At 62.9% G+C, this 17,800-nt stretch carries 18 protein-coding genes; 3 read left to right on the forward strand and 15 right to left on the reverse strand.

Annotation, left to right across the window (positions count from 1 at the left end):
* Positions 1 to 110: 110 nt before the first annotated feature.
* Positions 111 to 1,154, reverse strand: coding sequence for an FAD:protein FMN transferase (locus BN1123_RS17135; RefSeq protein ID WP_042028684.1), 1,044 nt, complete (start codon positions 1,152 to 1,154; stop codon positions 111 to 113).
* 295 nt (positions 1,155 to 1,449) lie between these two features.
* Between BN1123_RS17135 and azu the strand changes: the two genes are divergently transcribed.
* Positions 1,450 to 1,890 (forward strand): azurin, encoded by a 441-nt coding sequence (gene azu, locus BN1123_RS17140; RefSeq protein WP_026457528.1) that lies wholly within the window; start codon positions 1,450 to 1,452, stop codon positions 1,888 to 1,890.
* A gap of 76 nt (positions 1,891 to 1,966) precedes the next feature.
* Here the strand turns inward: azu and BN1123_RS17145 are convergent, their stop codons facing one another.
* From BN1123_RS17145 to BN1123_RS17210, 14 genes are all read right to left on the reverse strand, one after another.
* Complete coding sequence (locus BN1123_RS17145) at positions 1,967 to 2,524, reverse strand: HutD family protein (RefSeq protein WP_042028520.1); 558 nt, start codon at positions 2,522 to 2,524, stop codon at positions 1,967 to 1,969.
* Positions 2,525 to 2,606: 82 nt separating this feature from the next.
* Positions 2,607 to 3,266: a YceH family protein gene (locus BN1123_RS17150; protein WP_042028522.1), complete on the reverse strand. Its 660-nt coding sequence runs from the start codon at positions 3,264 to 3,266 to the stop codon at positions 2,607 to 2,609.
* A 127-nt stretch (positions 3,267 to 3,393) separates the two neighbouring features.
* Positions 3,394 to 5,532, reverse strand: a complete 2,139-nt coding sequence (locus BN1123_RS17155) for a sensor domain-containing diguanylate cyclase (protein ID WP_042028523.1) — start codon at positions 5,530 to 5,532, stop codon at positions 3,394 to 3,396.
* Positions 5,529 to 6,722, reverse strand: coding sequence for a sugar ABC transporter substrate-binding protein (locus BN1123_RS17160; protein WP_042028687.1), 1,194 nt, complete (start codon positions 6,720 to 6,722; stop codon positions 5,529 to 5,531). The genes BN1123_RS17155 and BN1123_RS17160 overlap by 4 nt, the downstream gene beginning before the upstream one ends.
* Before the next feature lie 162 nt (positions 6,723 to 6,884).
* Entirely contained in the window at positions 6,885 to 7,103 is a 219-nt protein-coding gene (locus tag BN1123_RS17165; protein WP_026457390.1) for an HP1242/YdcH family protein, read from the reverse strand.
* Between the two features lie 266 nt (positions 7,104 to 7,369).
* Positions 7,370 to 7,981 carry a hypothetical protein gene (locus BN1123_RS17170; protein ID WP_042028525.1) on the reverse strand — a complete coding sequence of 204 codons (612 nt, stop codon included), beginning with the start codon at positions 7,979 to 7,981 and terminating at the stop codon, positions 7,370 to 7,372.
* An 11-nt stretch (positions 7,982 to 7,992) separates the two neighbouring features.
* On the reverse strand, positions 7,993 to 9,339 hold the full coding sequence (locus BN1123_RS17175; protein ID WP_042028526.1) for an MATE family efflux transporter: 1,347 nt from the start codon (positions 9,337 to 9,339) through the stop codon (positions 7,993 to 7,995).
* 122 nt (positions 9,340 to 9,461) lie between these two features.
* Complete coding sequence (locus BN1123_RS17180) at positions 9,462 to 11,285, reverse strand: SulP family inorganic anion transporter (RefSeq protein ID WP_042028527.1); 1,824 nt, start codon at positions 11,283 to 11,285, stop codon at positions 9,462 to 9,464.
* Between the two features lie 70 nt (positions 11,286 to 11,355).
* Positions 11,356 to 11,946, reverse strand: a complete 591-nt coding sequence (locus tag BN1123_RS17185) for a nucleotidyltransferase family protein (protein ID WP_042028528.1) — start codon at positions 11,944 to 11,946, stop codon at positions 11,356 to 11,358.
* Complete coding sequence (locus tag BN1123_RS17190) at positions 11,933 to 12,193, reverse strand: GNAT family N-acetyltransferase (protein ID WP_026457815.1); 261 nt, start codon at positions 12,191 to 12,193, stop codon at positions 11,933 to 11,935. Before BN1123_RS17190 ends, BN1123_RS17185 begins: the two co-directional genes overlap by 14 nt.
* 143 nt (positions 12,194 to 12,336) lie before the next feature.
* Positions 12,337 to 13,521, reverse strand: a complete 1,185-nt coding sequence (locus BN1123_RS17195) for an iron-containing alcohol dehydrogenase (RefSeq protein ID WP_042028529.1) — start codon at positions 13,519 to 13,521, stop codon at positions 12,337 to 12,339.
* Between the two features lie 17 nt (positions 13,522 to 13,538).
* Positions 13,539 to 14,057 (reverse strand): hypothetical protein, encoded by a 519-nt coding sequence (locus tag BN1123_RS17200; RefSeq protein ID WP_042028530.1) that lies wholly within the window; start codon positions 14,055 to 14,057, stop codon positions 13,539 to 13,541.
* A complete protein-coding gene (locus tag BN1123_RS17205; RefSeq protein ID WP_042028531.1) occupies positions 14,038 to 14,628 on the reverse strand; it encodes a TetR/AcrR family transcriptional regulator in 591 nt (196 codons plus the stop codon). Before BN1123_RS17205 ends, BN1123_RS17200 begins: the two co-directional genes overlap by 20 nt.
* A gap of 14 nt (positions 14,629 to 14,642) precedes the next feature.
* Positions 14,643 to 16,085 (reverse strand): coniferyl aldehyde dehydrogenase, encoded by a 1,443-nt coding sequence (locus BN1123_RS17210; protein WP_042028532.1) that lies wholly within the window; start codon positions 16,083 to 16,085, stop codon positions 14,643 to 14,645.
* 212 nt (positions 16,086 to 16,297) lie between these two features.
* Here BN1123_RS17210 and BN1123_RS17215 point away from each other — a divergent pair, with 212 nt between their 5' ends.
* Positions 16,298 to 16,591: a hypothetical protein gene (locus BN1123_RS17215; RefSeq protein WP_026457877.1), complete on the forward strand. Its 294-nt coding sequence runs from the start codon at positions 16,298 to 16,300 to the stop codon at positions 16,589 to 16,591.
* Positions 16,592 to 16,809: 218 nt separating this feature from the next.
* The gene (locus BN1123_RS17220) at positions 16,810 to 17,784 is read left to right on the forward strand and encodes a nucleoside hydrolase (protein WP_042028689.1); all 975 of its coding nucleotides are present in this window, start codon (positions 16,810 to 16,812) and stop codon (positions 17,782 to 17,784) included.
* Positions 17,785 to 17,800 lie beyond the last annotated feature (16 nt).

Raw genomic sequence — 17,800 nt, forward strand, 5'->3', positions numbered from 1 at the left:
CAAAGGGCCCGCAGAGGCAATTGGCCCGCAGCGATTGGATTGGGCGGACAAAAGGGGGGCATTTAGCCCCGGTCAAATGAGCCTTGTCAGGCTCTTGTCGTTTCTGGCGGTCAGGATTTCTCCCGGGCCAGATAGGGGGCAAACTGGGGGGTGTACTGCGCCTTGAAGCCGTCACCACTCTTGACGATGAGATAGACCGCCAGCTGGTGCGCCTTGGCGAAGGCCATCGCCTGTTCGGGTCCCATCACCATGAGGGCGGTGTCGAGGGCATCGGCCTCGAGCGCGGTCGGGGTGATCACGCTGGCGGAGACCAGCTTGTGGGTGATCGGCTGGCCGGTGGCGGGGTCGATGATGTGGGAGTAGCGCTTGCCATCAAGCTCGTAATAGTTGCGATAGCTGCCGGCGGTGCTGAGGGCCATGCCGTTCGGGCTCACCACGTCCGAGAAGGCACCCGGCTGGTCGGAAGGCTCGACGATGGCCACTTTCCACGGCTTGCCCTTGCTGTTGTTGCCCTTGCTGCGCACCGCTCCCGCCACCTCGATCAGGTAGTTGTTGACCCCCTTGCCCTCGAGCAGGGCGGCAATCTCGTCCGACGCGGCCCCTTCCCCCAGGGTGGAGAGATCGAGATAGAGGTCCGGAATGGACTTGCCGAGCAGGAAGTGATCCCCCTGGGGGAGCAGGGTCAGCTTGTCGATCCCGACCCTCTGGCGGGCATCATTGATGGCCTGTGCATCCGGTCGTTTGACCGGTCGCTTGTCCGGGCCAAAGCCCCACAGATTCACTAGCGGGCCCACAGTCACATCCAGCTTGCCGCCGGTGAGGTGACCGGCGTCGATCCCCTGCTGCACTATCCTGGCCATGGCGGTTGGAATGGCCATGGGGGCATTGGCGGGGCCCTGATTGAAGCGGGAGATGAGGGAGGCGGGATCGTAGGTGGAGATCTCCTTGTTCATCCGGGCCAGCAGGCGCTCCACCTCTTCTTTCAGCGCTGGCTCCCCCCCCGGGAAGGGATCGCTCAGGGTCACCACATAGTAGGTGCCCATGGTCTTGCCCTGAATACGGGTCTGGGCGGGTGGCGTGGGCTGGCAGCCGGTCAGGGCCAGCAACAGGACAAACAGCAGACCACGCAGGGCCGGCAGAGGGGAAATCGGCATCATGGGAAGGCGTCTCGCACAGAGGTTGCATCATCGGGGCGCTAGCTTAGCCAAGGGGAGGGCGGCAAGCACCGGAAAATGACCGGAAAAATTAAACAGCCCGGGTCACTTGCCGGTGAAAGGGAAGGGAAATATTGCCTGTCGGGTGAGCTGGCCCGCACCTTTGCGCTAAAGTCATCGCCGATTGAAGACAATCGGGTAAGATGAAGGTCGATTTTGACGACATCTTTGCTGGCCTCTTCCTGTTGTGCCAAGCGAACCTGTTGTCATCCATTGCTCATCCAAGGAGAAGATGATGAAAAAGGCGATTACCCTGCTGTTTCTGACTACCCTGGCCGCTCCGGTGCTGGCTGACGAGTGCGCACTGGTTATCGAAGGCAATGATGCCATGCAGTTCAATCTCAAGGAGATGACGGTACCCGCCACCTGCAAGGAGGTGACGGTGACCCTGAATCATACCGGCAAGCTGCCGGTGACCGGCATGGGCCACAACTGGGTATTGTCTCCCACCGCCGATTACCAGGCCGTGGCCACCGCAGGCATGAGCGCCGGTGCCGAGAATGACTATCTGCCCAAGGACGATCCGCGGGTGCTGGCCCACACCAAGCTGATCGGCGGCGGCGAGAGCAGCAGCGTCACCTTCAAGACCGAGGGGCTGGCCGGTAAAGACCTCACCTTCTTCTGCTCCTTCCCGGGCCACTTCGCCATGATGAAAGGCACCTTCAAGGTCGGTTAAGCGCCTTTGTAGCAACCAGCAAAAAGCCGGGATGATCCCGGCTTTTTTGTCTTCGTCATCTGCCAGATGAAGCGAGTCATTTATGTTGCAGGGTAAAGAAGGCGATGGTGGTCTTTTTCCCGCACTCGAAGTGGATGCTCTGTTCGCCATTGATCACCAGGGTTTCGTTGGGCGCGACGCGTTGGCCCTGCACGGAGAGCTGGCCCTCCAGCAGGTGGCAGAGGTAGTGCTTGTCTGCCTCCAGGGTGAGAGCGAGCGGGAAGGGGAGGGTCAGCACCCGCACGTTGGCGCTGATGCGATCCGGATGGTAGATAAGCCCGAGATCCGTCACCTCTTTTTTCAGCAACTCGCAGTGGGTCTCGTCATCGCCGCTGAAGTGGGCTGCCTCGAAGGTGGCGTAAGGGTGGCCGTTAAGCACGAAGCCGGCGCCGCTCACGGGCAACAGGATGCGCTGATAGCCAGGGAAGCGGGAAAATGTACCCGCCCCCTTGATGGGAGCCGAACTCAGCCGGTAGTCAAAGTCGAGCCCATCTAGGGTTGCGCCCTTGGGGGAGATGAGGATCTGGGCTGTGGTGCCCTGCTTGTTCTTCCAGGGCATCTTCTGATGGTCAGACTCTTTGATCAGGGTGATCACGGCATTTCCTCATAATCGGTCAATAGACAGGGAGCCGGGGCTTGCCGCCCCGGCTCCCTGATAGGGCATGGGGATGATGGCGTCAGCCCTGACCATCCAGCGCTGCCAGGCGCGCCTCCATGGCGGCCAACCTGTTTTTAAGCTCGCTCACCTCAAGCTCCAGCTCGCTCAGGCGATCCGCGGCAGGGGAGGCATAGGTGGCCGCCGGGGCCGACTCCATCAGGGCCTGGATATCCACCTCGCCGCTGAACAGGTGGGCGTAGCGGGATTCCCGCTTGCCCGGCTCGCGGGGCAGCTTGACCACGTAGGGGCCACGTTCGATCAGGGTATTGAGCACCCCATCCACCTGGGTGACGTCGTCGAAGCTGCACAGGCGGTTGGTGCGCGAGCGCAGCTCCCCCGGGGTTTGCGGGCCGCGCAGCAGCAGCTCGCAGATGATGCCAAGCTCGCGGGCATCGAACTTCAGCTCGCCGAACTCGGTGTTGCAGAATCTGTGCTGGTAGCGGGGTACCCGGGCGTTGAAACCGGCGGTGTTGACCACCAGGCGCTTTCTGATCAGCTCGTCCACCACGGCACGGATATCGAGCTCGGAGAGCTCCAGCACCGGCTCGCGGTTGCTCTTCTGGTTGCAGGCGTTGACCAGGGCGTTGAGGGAGAGGGGATATTGATCCGGGGTGCAGATCTCTTTTTCAATCAGGCAGCCGATGACGCGGGCTTCCAGTGGGCCAAGTACTAACTCCATTTCCTACTCCCTTCTGAATCGATATAAGCAAGTGCCCCTATCTTAGTCATGGCCCGGATGGCGTCCAGCGTGGCGCCCCATTTTTGCGAAGCCGCCGCGGCCTTGGCGAAAGGCTCGCCAACCGGGCTCAGGGGCGCTCGCGATAGAAACGGGCCTTGTCGGCATACATGGCGTCGTCCGCCACCCGGCTGAGGTTGGCCAGCGGGGTCTGTTCGCTGCAGCTCCAGCCGATGGCAAAGCGCAGGGGGAAGTGCTGCTCCCCATGGTGCGCCATGGCGCTTTGCTGGCTCTCCTTGAGCCGGGCCGCGAGCCGTTGGCAGCCCGCCTCATCCGCCTCGGCCAGCAGCACGAACTCATCCCCGCCGATGCGGAAGATCTGCTCGTCCTGGCGACAGTGGGTGAGCAGCAACTGGGCCATGCCATTGAGCAGGGCATCTCCGGCCTCGTGGCCATAGTGATCATTGGTGTGTTTGAGGCCGTTGAGATCCAACATGAAGAGGGAGAGAGGACGCTCAGGATGGCGGGCATGCACCGCCTGATAGTGGGCAAACGCCTCCTCGAAGGCCTGACGGTTGGGCAGGCCGGTCAGGTTGTCGGTGCGGGCCACCCGGGCCAGCTCATCGGTGAAGAGCCGCCCCTCGATCCCGGTCGCCAGCTGTTTGGCAAACAGGTGGAGGATGGCGTCATCGTCAGGCTCCAGCCCTTCGGCGCTTACCATCAGGTAGCCAAACAGCACGCCACCCTGGCTGCCGGGCAGGGGCAGCACCCGCCAGATCTCATCGTGCCACGGGTATGGGCTTGGGGGGACATCTTCCGCCACCAGTCGGGTCAGCTTGGCGGTCAGGCGCGCACGCTCGGGGGCCGCCAGCTCCTGGGTCAGCACATAGGGATCCTGCCCCTCGCGCCGGATCACCAGCCCCCAGCGATGGCCATGGTAGAGCTGGGAGAGCTGATGCAAGGCGGAAGTGGCCAGCTGGGAGATGTTCACGTCCAACTGCTGGTGCAGGGCGAATTGCAGCCAGGATTGCAGTATGTGACGGCTGCGCTCTACCCGGCTCAGGGCCGAACGCAGCGCCGTGGTCTGGGTGGCCACCTCCAGCTCCAGCTTGTCGTTGAAGTCGCGCAGTTGCTGGTTGAAGGCCTCCTTCTCCCGGTTGGCCAGCTGCAACTGCTCGTTTTGCTGGTGCAGCGCCATCACCTGCGCCGAGATGGTGCGGGCCATCTCCTGCAGCAGGCGGCGCACCTCGTCGTATTCCACGAAGCGCAGCGGGGCGAGCTGTTGCTGGTAATCCCCCCGGCCGTAGCCACGCACCATGGCCGCCAGGGCGACCAGGGGTCTGCTGAGCCAGCGGGTGAGCCAGATGCACACCAGCACCACCAGCACCAGCATGCCGATGATGGACCAGGTGAAGATGCGCTGGGAGTTGTTCAGTTCCTGCACTCGGTCGTTGTTGTAGCTGGAGAGGGTGATGGTCGCCTGCAATCCATCGCTCAGCAGGGGCCAGTCGATGGACATGGGGTGTTCCATCTCCAGCGACATGTCCGGATCAAGGGCGAGATCGGTGGGGACCGGACTCTGGTAGAGCAGCGTCTGATCATGGGTGATGCTCAGGGACTCCCGCCCCTTGAGATAGGGCTCCAGCACCCGGGCGATGTTCTTCCAGGGGAGGATCGCCAGCACGAAGCCGGAAGGCGTCTGCAACACGCCGGCCCGCTGGTAGTTGCGATAGACGGGGGCCACCAGGGCGATGCCGCCGCTCCCTTGTCCGCCCGGCATGGCACTCAAGGCGGGATCGCTGACGGGAAGCAGCAGGTGTTTGCCCTGGCGGGCTTCCCGGGTCTTGCTCCAGGTCAGCAAGGGTGCGATGAGATCGCTCGATTCCAGCATGGTGGCACGGCCGTTGACGTACTCGACCACCTGACCGGACTTGTCGAGCAGGTAGGCGGCGTGGATCAGATCGTTGCCCTTGACGAAGCTGGCGAGGATCAGGCGAGCGTGGCTCGAGAAGAGGAAATTGTCGATAGCCTGGTGGAGCACTCTGTCGTGGCTGAGCTGGTTGAGCTGGGTACCGATGAGTTCGCTGCGAAAGCGCACATCCCGGGCCATGCTGGCAAGGGCACGTTCGAGCTGATCCTGCTCGCTCTGGGCGATGATCTCGTGCTGTCGGGTCAGCAGCACTCCGCTGGCCAGCAGGGTGGGCAGCAGGGCGACGGCGAACAGGATGACCACCAGGGTCGGTCCCAGGCGAAAGGTGCGGGTACTCATGGTGCATTGACCTGAAGATGCTGGCGATCCGCCAGCTGTTGCATGTAACGGGCGGTGTCGGTCGCACTGCCTCCCTCCCGGGCCCGTTCAAAACCGGTGGCCATCGCCTGCCAGGCGACCGCCATGGCGCTCCCGGAAGGCATGGGGGCGCTGCGGGTGAACTGTTCAAGCAGCACGCGGGCACGGGGATCCGGGCTCTGGCCGATGGCGGCAAAGCTATCCCGATTGACTGGCAGCAGGGCGCCGCGGCGGTAGATGAAATCCTGGGTATCGCTGCGCTGGATAAAAGCCATCAGGGCCTGGATGACGGGACGGCGATCCTCATCCTCCATGGCGGATGCCGCAACGCCAATCACATAGGCGCCGCTCATGGAGCTCATGGGGCGTGTCTGCCAGGCGGGCAGCAGAGCCACCCCCAGTCTCTCGCCCATGTTTTTCGTCAGATCGCTGAAGGCCCAATCCCCGTTGATGAGATAGGCGCTCCTGCCCGTGCTGAAGCGGGAGAGAGCCGCGTCATAGTCGCCATCGGGATCGACCCAGCCCTGACGGGCCACGGTACGGTAGGCCTCCAGTGCCTGCACCATGGCAGGGGTATCGAGGGTGATGCGCCCGTCAGTCACCGGGGAGCCCCCGAAGGTGCGCAGGAAGGCGGCAAGATAATACATATCCTCATAGGGCCAGCTGATGGGCATTATGCCCCTGGCCGTCAGGTCGGGGGCGATCTGTGCAAACTGTTGCCACTCGGTCACCGGGGTGGATACCAGCTCTTTGTTGTAGAACAGCATCAGGTGGTTGCCCTGCATCATGGGCATGCCCCAGCGCTGCCGATCGAGGGTGACATAGGAGAGCGTCTCGGCCATCAGCTCGTTGGAGAACCAGTCGGCCGGCAGGGGGGCGAGCTTCATCTGACGGTAAAGCCCGAGAAAATCGGAGGGGATCAGCATCAGATCCGGCAGCCCCCTGGACTGGGCCGCCAGCAGGATATCTCCCTTGATCTTGCTGGGCTCTATCTGCAGTACGCTCACCCGCTGATCCTGTTCCCGGTTGAAGCGGGCGATCACCTCGTCGATGACGTAGCCGGCCTGTTGGGAGTGCCATAGCTCCAGCGCGGGGCCGCGGGCCTGCAGGGGAGAGGTGAAGCAGAACAGAGCAAGCAGCAACAGCACATGGAAGGGGAATGTCATATTCATATTATTTTCGGCGTTAGCCATTGAATCACAAGGGAAAAATTTAACAAATAACCACCTTGGCAGGTAGCGCTATTGTCCCGCTAATTGACATAAATAGCAAAAAGCCCGGCGCGGAAGCCGGGCTGAGGGATAAATTGCTTATCCGGATATTCGTTGAGGCATCTATTGCTGTGGATGTTGCTTGAGGATCTCGTATATCTCCTCTTTCAGTTTCAGTTTCTGTTTTTTCAGATCCTTCACCTCGGAGCTGTAATCGCTGGCATGGTGTTTTTCCAGCTTTCGAATCTCCTCATCCAGGTCGTTGTGCAAGTCAAACATCTTCTGGAAATGGACATCACTGCTCTTCAGTTTCGAGATGAGTTCTCTGTACTCTGGGAACATGTAATGGAGCCTCCTTGGTTTCGTTTGATTGTGCCTGTGAATCCAAGCTACCCCTTCGCCGTGGTGAGGAATGTGATCCCGATCGAATTTGATGCCATTCGTTGGTTTTTGCCAGCGGGACATTTTTAACTAGTTGAATTTAAACAAGATAATAAAACCATCAATGATGGCGGTGCGACGAATTTGTGCGCATCTTCACAGAAGTCGGCCAACGCAGCGGCAAACAAAAAGGGACCCCAAGGTCCCCTCAATGACGGCCGGCAGGCTTACTCCCTGGTCTTGTCCGCCGGCTCTTTCTTCTTGCTCTTCTCAGGCAGCGGCTTGCCACCGCGGGCGATCACCTTGCCGGCCTCGAAGCCAATCTGGGCCGCCAGCTCCTCGAGATCCAGTGCCTTGGCCTGATCGCCAATGGCATAACGGTAGTTGGCGATGGAGAGCTTCTCTGCCACCGGGGTACCGGGGACGATGGGCTCGCGCCAGCCCTGGCCGATATGGGCTACCAGGGTACCGTTCATGAGGAGTTCGCCAACGATCTCCTGGGTCGGGGTACCCTTGCCGTAGGTGAGGCCCTGCGGATGTTTCTTGCCCACCAGCGGGGCGTCGCTGGCCGGGATCAGCTTGGTGCGGATCAGCCACTTGGGATCCTTGGTGTTACCCACCGCCTTGCCGGTCTGGTACTCGTTGATCTTGATGGTCTTGATCATCTGGGCCATGAAGTCCTTGGTCAGCGACTTCTGGGCTTCGCTGGTCTCATCGATGGCGATGGGGGCCACATACCAGGTCTGGGGCGCCACCGCCTTGGGGGTGGCGGGGGCGGTTTGCGCCAGTGTCAGCGGGCTGAGCAACAGGGCAGCGAGCAAGAGTCCTATCTTCTTCATTGTGATTCCACTTATGTTTCAACCAGAATTTTGTTTTGCCAGCGGCGACTGCGCCAGCGCCAGAACATGGCCAGACCGCGTACCCACTCGTCGCAGGCAAGGGCCAACCAGATGCCGACCAGTCCATAGCCCAGCATGATACCAAGGAAATAGGAAAGGGGTACGGCAATTCCCCACATGGAGATGAGCGCCATGTAGAGCGGGAAACGGGCATCCCCGGTGGCACGCAGGGCGTTGATCACCACCAGGTTGAAGGTGCGGCCGGGTTCGAGGATGAGGCTGATCAAAAACAGCTGCGCCACCTGGGTGATGATGTCGGCATCATCGGTGAAGAGCGAGATGATGGAGCGACCGTTGATGGCGGCGGCCAGCGCGATGATGCAGGTGACGATGAGGCCGAGTTTGAGGCTTTTCATCAGTTGCTGGTAGGCGCGATCGAACTGTCTGGCCCCCGCCAGGTGGCCGATGATGATCTCGTTGCCAAGGCCGATGGAGAGGCCGAACAGCAGGATGAACAGACAGATCTGGAAGAAGTAGGACTGGGTGGCCAGCGCCTTGTCACCGAGCAGGCCGACAAACGCGGTCACCACCATGAACTGCAGCATCCAGGAGAGGTTCTCCCCGGCGGCGGGCAGGCCGATGTGCAGCACCTTGCCCAGCATCTCGCGGCTGGGGTGCACGATATCGCGCACCTTGAGGTGGATGCCGGTCTTTTTGGCCACCAGCCACACCAGCAGCACCACCCCTACCAGACGTCCTGCCACCGTGCTGATGGCGACCCCGGCCACCCCGAGTTGGGGCAGGCCGAACCAGCCGTAGAGCAGCAGCAGGTTGCCGACGAAGGTGATGAGGTTGACGATAAGCGTCACGTACATGGCCTGACGGGTGTGACCGTGAGCGCGCAGGGTGGCGGCCAGACAGAGCGCCGCCGCCTCCGGCAGCAGGCAGAGACCGATGATCTGCAGGTAGAGGGTAGCGTCACTCATCAGGTGAGCGGGCAAGTTCATCAGCGTCAGCATGGTGTCGGCCCCGGCCATGACCCCGATGGCGGCGATGAGACCGATCAGCAGGTTGAAGCCGATGGCGGTGTGGATCACCACCCGGCTCTTCTCCTTGTCGCCAGCCCCCAGATACTGGGTGATCACCACGCTGGTGCCGATGCTGACGAAGCTGAACAGGGTGATGGCGAGATCGAATACCTGGTTGCCGACCGCCAGCGCCGCAACCCCTTGATAGGAGACATGGCCCACCATGAAGGTATTGAGGGCGCCGGTCAGAAAGTGCAGGGCGAGATCGATAAACAGCGGCCAGGTAAGCGCGAACAGCGTACCCGGGCCTGCGTGGGATTGAGTTTGCATGGTGTGTCCAACGGCTGGTGGCACGCGAACGGTGCCATCTGGTCGGGCATTTAACACCAAGAGGCTGGCGGGTGCAATCTCCGGCCGGGGCTCTGCCCCGGTCGGTGGCGTGGGGTCGTGGCTCAGGCCGGGGTGGCGCCGGCTTCCTGTTCGCTTGGCAGGGTGAGGCGCGCCGAGTCGGGCAGCGCGTCATCCTGGGGCCAGCGGGAGAGAAGGGCATCCGTGGTGCTCTCGGTGACCTCGTCATCCTTGAACACCGGCTCGCGGTAACAGCGGGTCATGCGCAGGGCCTGATACATGTCGGGGCAGAGGATGATCCCTTCATCCCCCACTCGTACTCCGGCCTGTTTGAGCCAGTGGGTCATCTGGCCGTGGCGGCCCGCCATCACCATGTGGATACCGCGCCGTTTCAGCTCCTTGTGCAGTTCCCCCACCATGCTCATGACGCTGATGTCCTGATGGGTGAAGCAGGCCACCGCATCGATCACCAGGCACTGGGGACTCTGGGGATCCTGCACCAGCAGTGCCAGTACCCGCCGTTTGAAGTAGGGGGCATTGAAGTAGGTCAGCGGCGAGTTGAAGCGATAGACCAGGATGCCGGGAATGGCCTTGGCCTGCTCGTTGTCCCCCAGGGTGCGCACCACCCCTTCGTCGTCCATGCCGAGCAGCTGATCGGTGGGGCGCATCACGTTGCGCAGGAACTGGAACAAGCCGAGCAAGACCGCGAGGGTGATCCCCGGAATAACCCCCATGGTCAGCACGCTGATAAAGGTGATCAGCGCCAGCCAAAACGCCGAGCGATCGGAGTGGCGCAGGGCCCACAAGCCGCGAAAATCGGTCAGCGACAGGGAGGCCATCACCAGCACCACCCCGAGCGCCGCGGTGGGAATGTATTGCAGCGGGCCGGTCAGATAAAAGGTGATGATGGCGATGACGGCCGCGGCGATGATGGAGACCAGCTGGCTCTTGCCGCCATTGGCGTCGTTGACCGCAGTGCGCGAATCGGCCCCGCTGATGGCAAAGCCCTGGGAGGCGGCGGCTGCCAAGTTGGCCATGCCCAGCGCCCTGAACTCCTTGTCCGCGTCGATTTCGTAACCGTTCTTGGCGGCGAAGCTGCGGGCGGTGAGCATCATGGAGACGAAGCTCACCATGGCGAGGTTAAGCGCCGGCAGCACCAGTTCGCGCATCAGGCCGGGGGGAAACTCCGGGATCTGGAACGCGGGCAGGCCGGAGCCGACGCTCCCCAGGGTGGCGATATGGAACTGGCCAAGATCCAGCGCCCACACCAGGGCCGCCGTCACCACCATGGCCACCATGGAGGAGGGCCAGGCAGGTTTGTAGCGCTTGGCCAGCAGCAGGGTAAGCAGGGCGATCAGGCTCATGGCCAGGGTCGGCAGATGGGTCTGGGTGATGTAGTTGGCGCCGCTGGCGATCCGCTCGATGAGGTAGCGCTCGTCGAAGGTGAAACCGAAAATTTTGGAGAGCTGGCCCACTATGATGGTGATGGCCACCCCGTTGAGCAGCCCCATCAGGATTGGGCGGGAGAGAAAGTCCGCCAGCACCCCCAGTTTGAAGCGGCTGGCAATGAGGCACCAAAAGCCGGTCATGGCGGTCATGGTCATCACCAGCTGCCAGTGGCGGGTGGGATCCCCCGCCGCCAGCGGTGTCACCACGGCGGCGATGACGGCGCAGGTGGCGGCATCCGGGCCGACGATCAGCTGACGGGAGGTGCCGAACAGGGCGTAGACCATCATGGGCAGGATGCAGGAATAAAGGCCGACGATGGCACCGACGCCGGTGAGTTCGGCATAGGCGATGGCCACGGGCAGGGCCACGGCGGCCACCGAGAATCCGGCGCGAAGGTCCGGCATCAGCCAGGCGCGCTGGTATTGCAGCAGGGCGGCGAGGCCCGGTAGCCAGCGTTCGAGTGAGAAAAATTCGCGCATTATTTAACCCATTGAGTAACTTGGAGCTTTTTCATAGTCTGCCCAAGGTTATCGAAAGATTGCAATCCGGTTATGGCCAGTTGATCACAAGGTCAGGCCAGATGGTCTGCCAGCGTTTTTCCTGAATGCGCCGGGTGAAGACCTGGCTCTCCTGGCGGCAGTGGGGGTTGGCGCTCACTTGCAGCGACCAGTTGTGGGCAAAGCCGTAGGGGGCCAGCCACTCGAACTGACCATTCCCGTTCAGGCGCACACCGATGCAGGTGGGCACCTCGACCCAGTGGCCGAGGGCCTCCAGGCTGTTGGTGAAGGGCTCGACCCGTTGGCGTGTGTGCATGCGGGTCTGGTTGCGCGCTTCCCAGCGAAGGCCCGGCACCCTTGCGCTCAGCCAGGCCTCGTGATCCGGCTCAGCCAGCCCCGCCGGATCGCGTTCGTCCAGATAGATGAGATCGATGTCGTTCAGCGGGGTCGGTGCCGACTTGTGGTGCAGGTGATCCCAGATGAGGTTGCGGATAAAGCCGGCGCCGATGGCCCAGTCGGGCAGTGCCAGCTCGGCGGCGGCCGCCAGGCAGGCCATGCGAAGGGGATCTGCCCGCAGCAGGGCTTCGGTACGGGTTTGCAGGTGGCATTCGTTGACAGACGGTGAAAGCTCAACTGTTGGCATGGCGGCGTAACCAGACATCGATGTAACTGCAGGTGGGCACTATAGTGAGCCCCTGTGCCTGGGTCCAGTCATAGAAAGCCTGGGCCAGCTGATCGGCGATCCCCTGCACCCGTAGCTCCGGCGGGACGAAAGTGCTGTAGGCATCGATGGTCTTGGCATCGAGGCGGCGGTAGCGCAGCCGTGACTCCTTGCCGTCTACCACACAGATGAACTGCTGCTGGTTGGCCTGATGAATGATCTCGTTCATGGTGTCACCTCTGATGCTAAAGGGCTGCCTGGACAGGATAAGGGTTAGCCAAGGTATAGAACAGATCATCGTGGCCCGTGGCCAATATCCCGCAGATCCACAACCGGGGGGGCGGTACCCGCGCTCCCCGATGTGCGCTTTCGTTACGCCCAGGCCCGCTCCAGCAGGGTGAGCAATTGCTCACGATCGGCATCCTTGCGGTTGAACAGCATGGCTCCGTCGTTGATGGCCAGGTCGCGGATCTCGGTCAGCAGCGAGCGATCGCTCACTCCTGCCTCATTCAGGGTGCGAGGCAGTTTGACCTCCTGCCACAGGGTATCGCGCAGGGCGCGAATGGCCGCGATGGTCGCCTCGGCCCGCTGATGGGCGGGGGTGGCGGCAAAGCGCTCCGCCCCCACCAGCGGCAGCAGCAGGCGGGCCAGCTCGCCATCCACCTCGGGGCGGTTGTAGTCAAGCACAGTGGGCAGAAAGAGGTTCATGCACAGGCCATGGGGCAGATGGCAGCGCGCCCCCAGGCTGTGGCCGAGGGCATGGACCAGCCCCACCATGGAGTTGGAAAATGCCATGCCCGCCAGGGTCGACCCTTCCGCCAGCTGCAGCCGCAGTTGGCGGTTTTGCGGATCCTTGACGATGAGGGGCAGGGCACCGGCAATCTTTTCCACCGCCATCAGGGCCAGGGCGTCGCTGACCGGATTCTTGGCGGTGCCGATGAAGGCCTCGATGGCGTGGGTCATGGCATCCATGGCGGTGGCGGCGGTGATGTTGAGGGGAAGCCCCTGGGTGAGACGTGGATCGAGCACCGCCAGCTGCGGCAGCAGGAAGGGGGAGGTGAAGGGGACCTTGCGCCCGCTCACCTCATCCTTGATCACTGCCACCAGTGTCACTTCGGAGCCGGTCCCCGCCGTGGTGGGCACCACCGCCAGCGGTTTGAGGGGGCGGGTGAGGCAGCCTGCCCCTGCGTAGTCGAGCAGATGTTCTCCCCCAAGGCTTGCGAGGATGTTGACCGCCTTGGCGGTGTCGATGACCGAGCCGCCCCCCAGCGCCACCAGGCTGTCACAGCCAAGCTCTGCGTAGCGTTTGGCGATCCGTTCCACCACGGCGGTGGAGGAGTCGGCCGGGATCTCGTCCCAGATGGCGGCGACCGGCAGCTCCCCCTCGGCCAGCACATTGGCCAGCAGGGTGGCAAGGCCGGTGCCATTGACCCCCTTGTCGGTCAGCAGCAGAGGGCGGCGCGCCCCCAGGCTCGCCAGTTCGCTGGCCAGCTGCTCCAGCGCCTGTTCGCCGGCCATCAGCTTGACCGGGCAGAAGAAATCGTAATAGCGGCTCATTGAGTGGCTCCTTGTTCTCAGCCTGTCACCAGACCCAGATAAATGTTGCAGGCCCGGCCGAGCTTGTTGGCCGGGGCCGGATAGTGGCGCAGCAATGGCCGCGCGATGAAGGCGGGCAGGATCAGGGACTGCAACTGCTCAAGCCCCCGCACCAGGTGCATGGCACAGGTGAGATCCCCCTCCACCAGCAGCCGGTTCTCGCTGAACGCCTGATTGACCCCGAGCCGGAAACTCAAGGCGCGAAACGCGATATTGGGGTGCTTGAAGCGCACCCGCAGCGGGTGGATGCAGGCGTGAGGGGCCGGCGGCGGGCCAGCCAGCCAGCGACCGCCCTGCTTGTGGATCTGCATGGCATAGGGGAGGCCACCCACCTCAAGGCGAATGGCCAGCCCGTCCGGCAGGGGGGCGAGCTCGCGGCGCACCACCTCATCGACGCGGGCAGCGCGGCAAAGGGTACGGCCCACCACCCACAAGAGGAGGGTGATCCAGAGGTGGCGGCCCCGGTTGGCCAGGGATTCAAGGGTTGGATGTGTCATCGAGGTTGGCTCCTGAGATGGCGGACCAGAACAGGGCGAAGGCACTGGCTTGCCAGTGGGCATCCTGCCCGAGCTCGGGTTGATCGACGAACAGGGAGGCGCAGGCCAGAAACTGCCCCTGGCACACCTCCAGCATCAGGGGGGCGGGGGCCTGCATCAGCTCGCCGCTCGCCTGACCCTGGGCCAGCAGGGCTGGCAGAAAACGCAGGGCATCGTTCAGCACCTTGCTGCGGGTCTCTCTGGCTAGCATGGGGGAGTGAAAGAAGCCCAGTACGAACTTGAGTTCATTGGGGTGCGCCAGCATCCACGCCATGGCCAGCTGCCAGTAGTGGCGGGTCTGCTCGCGCAGGGAGAGGGCGGGATCGGCCTCGCAGATGGCGGCCCCCATGCGCTGCTTGACGTCCTGATAGAGCTGCAGGATCAACGCCTCCTTGCTCGGAAAATGGTGGAACAGGGTGCCGTTGGCCACCCCGGCCGCCTTGGCGATGCGGGCGGTGGCGGCTCCCTGCAGGCCATCCTCGGCGCACAGGGCCAGGGCGGCGTCCAGGATTTGGCGACGCTTGTCGGTCATGGCGAACTCCTCGATCAGCGCAGGAAGAAGGCCAGCATCAGCTTCTGGATCCAGCCCTTGTAGGGCGGGTGGATCAAAGAGCCGGTGGTGAACTTGCCGCGGGTCAGCACGGTTTTCGCCTTGGAGAAGGTGAGGAATCCCTCGTGACCGTGGTAGTGGCCCATGCCGGAGGCGCCGATGCCACCAAACGGCACATCGTCGGCCGCCACCTGGAACAGGCTCTCGTTGATGGCCATGCCGCCGGAGTGGCTCTCCCGGGTCACTTTGGCCTGCAGTTCGGGATCGAAGCTCATCAGGTAGAGCGCGAGCGGGCGGGGCCGCTCGGCCACGTAGGCGAGGGCTTCCTCCAGGGTGTCGTAGGGGATGAGCGGCAGCAGGGGGCCGAAGATCTCCTGCTGCATCACCTGACAGCGCTCCGGCACCTCGGTCAGCAGATGGGGGGCCAGCAGGCGTCGGCTGTCATCCCGTGCCGGCGAGGCGCAGGGGTGCAGCTGGGCGCCCGCCTGATTGGCTTCCTCCAGCCAGCCAACCAGGCGCTGGTACTGGCGATCGTTGATGATGGCGCCGTAATCCGGGCTGGCCAGCCCCTTGGGATAGAGCCTGGCGAAGCGGGCGCGATAGGCGGCGATGAAGTTGTCCACCTCGGCGCGGGGCAGCAGCACATAGTCGGGGGCGACGCAGATCTGCCCGGCATTGAGGCTCTTGCCGAAGATCATCCGCTCCACCGCGGTGGCCACCGGCATGTCGGGGGCGATCAGGCAGGGGCTCTTGCCGCCCAGCTCCAGGGTGAGAGGGGTGAGCTGGGGCGCGGCGGCGGCCATCACCAGCTTGCCCACCTGGGTGGAGCCGGTAAACAGCAGGTGATCGAAGGGCAGAGAGCTGAAGGCGGCCGCCATCTGGGCATCCCCTTCGATGATCACCAGCTCGTTGTCGTCAAACACGCTGGTGAGCAGGCTGCGCAGTACGGCATTGGTGTGGGGGGTGAACTCGGAGAGCTTGAGCATGGCACGGTTGCCGGCGGCGATGGCGGTGATGAGGGGGCCAAGGCTCAGCATCACCGGGAAATTCCATGGCACTATGATGCCAACCACCCCGAGGGGCTGGAAGTGCACCTCCACCCTGGCGGGGGCCAGCAGCAGGCCCGCGTGGCGGCGGTGGGGCTGCATCCAACGCTTGAGACGCTTTTGGGTATAGTTGATCTGCATGATGCAGGGCAGTACGTCGGCGATCAGGCTGTCGTAGTGACTGCGCTGGCCGTAATCCTCTGCCAGCGCCTTGCACAGGGGTTGTTTGTGCGCCAGCAAGGCCTGTTTGAGCTTGCCCAATTGCGCCTTGCGCTCGGCCAGGGTAGGCATGGGATGGGCCATATAGGCCTGCTTAAGCCGGGCCAGCTGATCCGGCAGGGAGAGTTTGATGGCCTGGGTATCCTCAGGATGGTGAAACGGTGCCGCGCCCATGATCTTCTCCGTATGAAAAACAACCGACTGATTGGTCGGTCTAAATCTAGCGATTTGTTGCGCAGATGTAAAGCTGGCATGCTGAGGCCTCGCCACTGTGGGCTGGAGGCAAGAGAGAACTGTGTTACACCCCACACTTTTGCGGTTTGTTGATTGGTGGCTTATCCAATAAGGGGTAGTTTTCAACTATTCATCTACACGGAGAGAGCATTATGACCAGGGAACTGAACAGCTTGTTGGCGCGGCTTGAAGATGTGGTCGAGCGGATGCCGGATTGTTTCAACACCTATGAATTTGCCCAGAAGCTGGCGCTGCAATATCAGCCGGAATATTTTGCCGCCGGCCACTCCCTGGCCGAACACGAGGGCAAGGTGCTGCGGGTGTTGCACCAGAAGATTGCCGAGGCGCTGGCGGTCAGTGATGTGGTGATAGAGGGGGCCCTGCTGCCCTGCGTCACCCCCTGGGGGGAGAAGGCCACCTCTCCGCGCTGGCATCGCAAGCACTAAGCCATAGGGGTTTGCGCTCGCGGCTTGTCCCGACGCGTGGCAGATGCGGATAATGCAAAGAAAAGGGGCGCGGCGCCGACAAGGGGCCGCGCCCCTTGCATCTTCATCGCCAGACCCGGTTGTGACGGGTTCTGTGATCCCCTGCCGGGATTGGTTGCTACGGGCCGGGTAGACTCTCCCCTTTGTCGCTGTAGGGAGGCCCCATGACTGACAACACCCTGACTCACAAGATTATTCTCGATACCGATCCGGGCATCGACGATGCCATGGCTATCCTGTTTGCCGAGGCGCACCCCGCCATCGACCTGCTCGCCATCACCACCGTCTTTGGCAACGCCACCATCGACAACGGTACTCGCAACGCCCTCTGGCTCAAGCAAAAATATGGCATGAAGGCGGATGTGGCCAGGGGCGCGGCGGGACCGCTTCGGCGCGAACCGGTCGGCCCCACGACCGTGGTGCACGGCCCGAGCGGCTTTGGCGATCTGGAAGCGGGGGAGGTCACCATAGCCCCGGATCCCCGTCCGGCCTGGCAATATATCGTCGAGGCGGTGAAGGCGGCGCCCGGCGAGATCACGGTCGTGACCATAGGGCCGCTCACCAATCTGGCGCTGGCGCTGCAGCATGCCCCCGAGATCACCAAACTGGTGAAGCAGGTAGTGGTGATGGGGGGCGCCTTTGGCGTCAACGGTCATCGCGGCAATGTGACCCCCTATGCCGAGGCCAACATCCACGACGATCCCGATGCCGCCGACCAGGTCTTTACCGCGAACTGGCCCTTGGTGATCATCGGGCTGGACGTGACCCAGCAGAGCTTTTTCAGCAGCGCCTATCTCGATGCCCTGCGCGACGAGGCGGGGGAGCCGGGCCGCTTCCTGTGGGAGGTGAGCCGCTTTTATCTCAGGTTTTACTCCGATCGCATCGGCCTGGATGGTTGCCATGTGCACGACCCCTCCGCCATCGCCTATGTGATAGACCCGACCCTGTTCACCCTGCGCGAGGGGCCGGTGCGGGTCATCACCCATGGCCCCGCCATCGGCCATACCCTGCAAAAGTTCGATGGCAAATCCCATCCCCATGATGAGTGGGCCACTTGCCCTGCCCAGCGGGTCGGGGTGGCGGTGCGGGACGAAGCGCTGCTCGCCCTCTATCGCGAAACTCTGGTGGCCTGGGGCGCCGGGCGCGGCGCATAACCCCTGGTGTGGCGGG

Source organism: Aeromonas enteropelogenes (genome assembly GCF_000819845.1).
Lineage (GTDB): Bacteria > Pseudomonadota > Gammaproteobacteria > Enterobacterales > Aeromonadaceae > Aeromonas > Aeromonas enteropelogenes.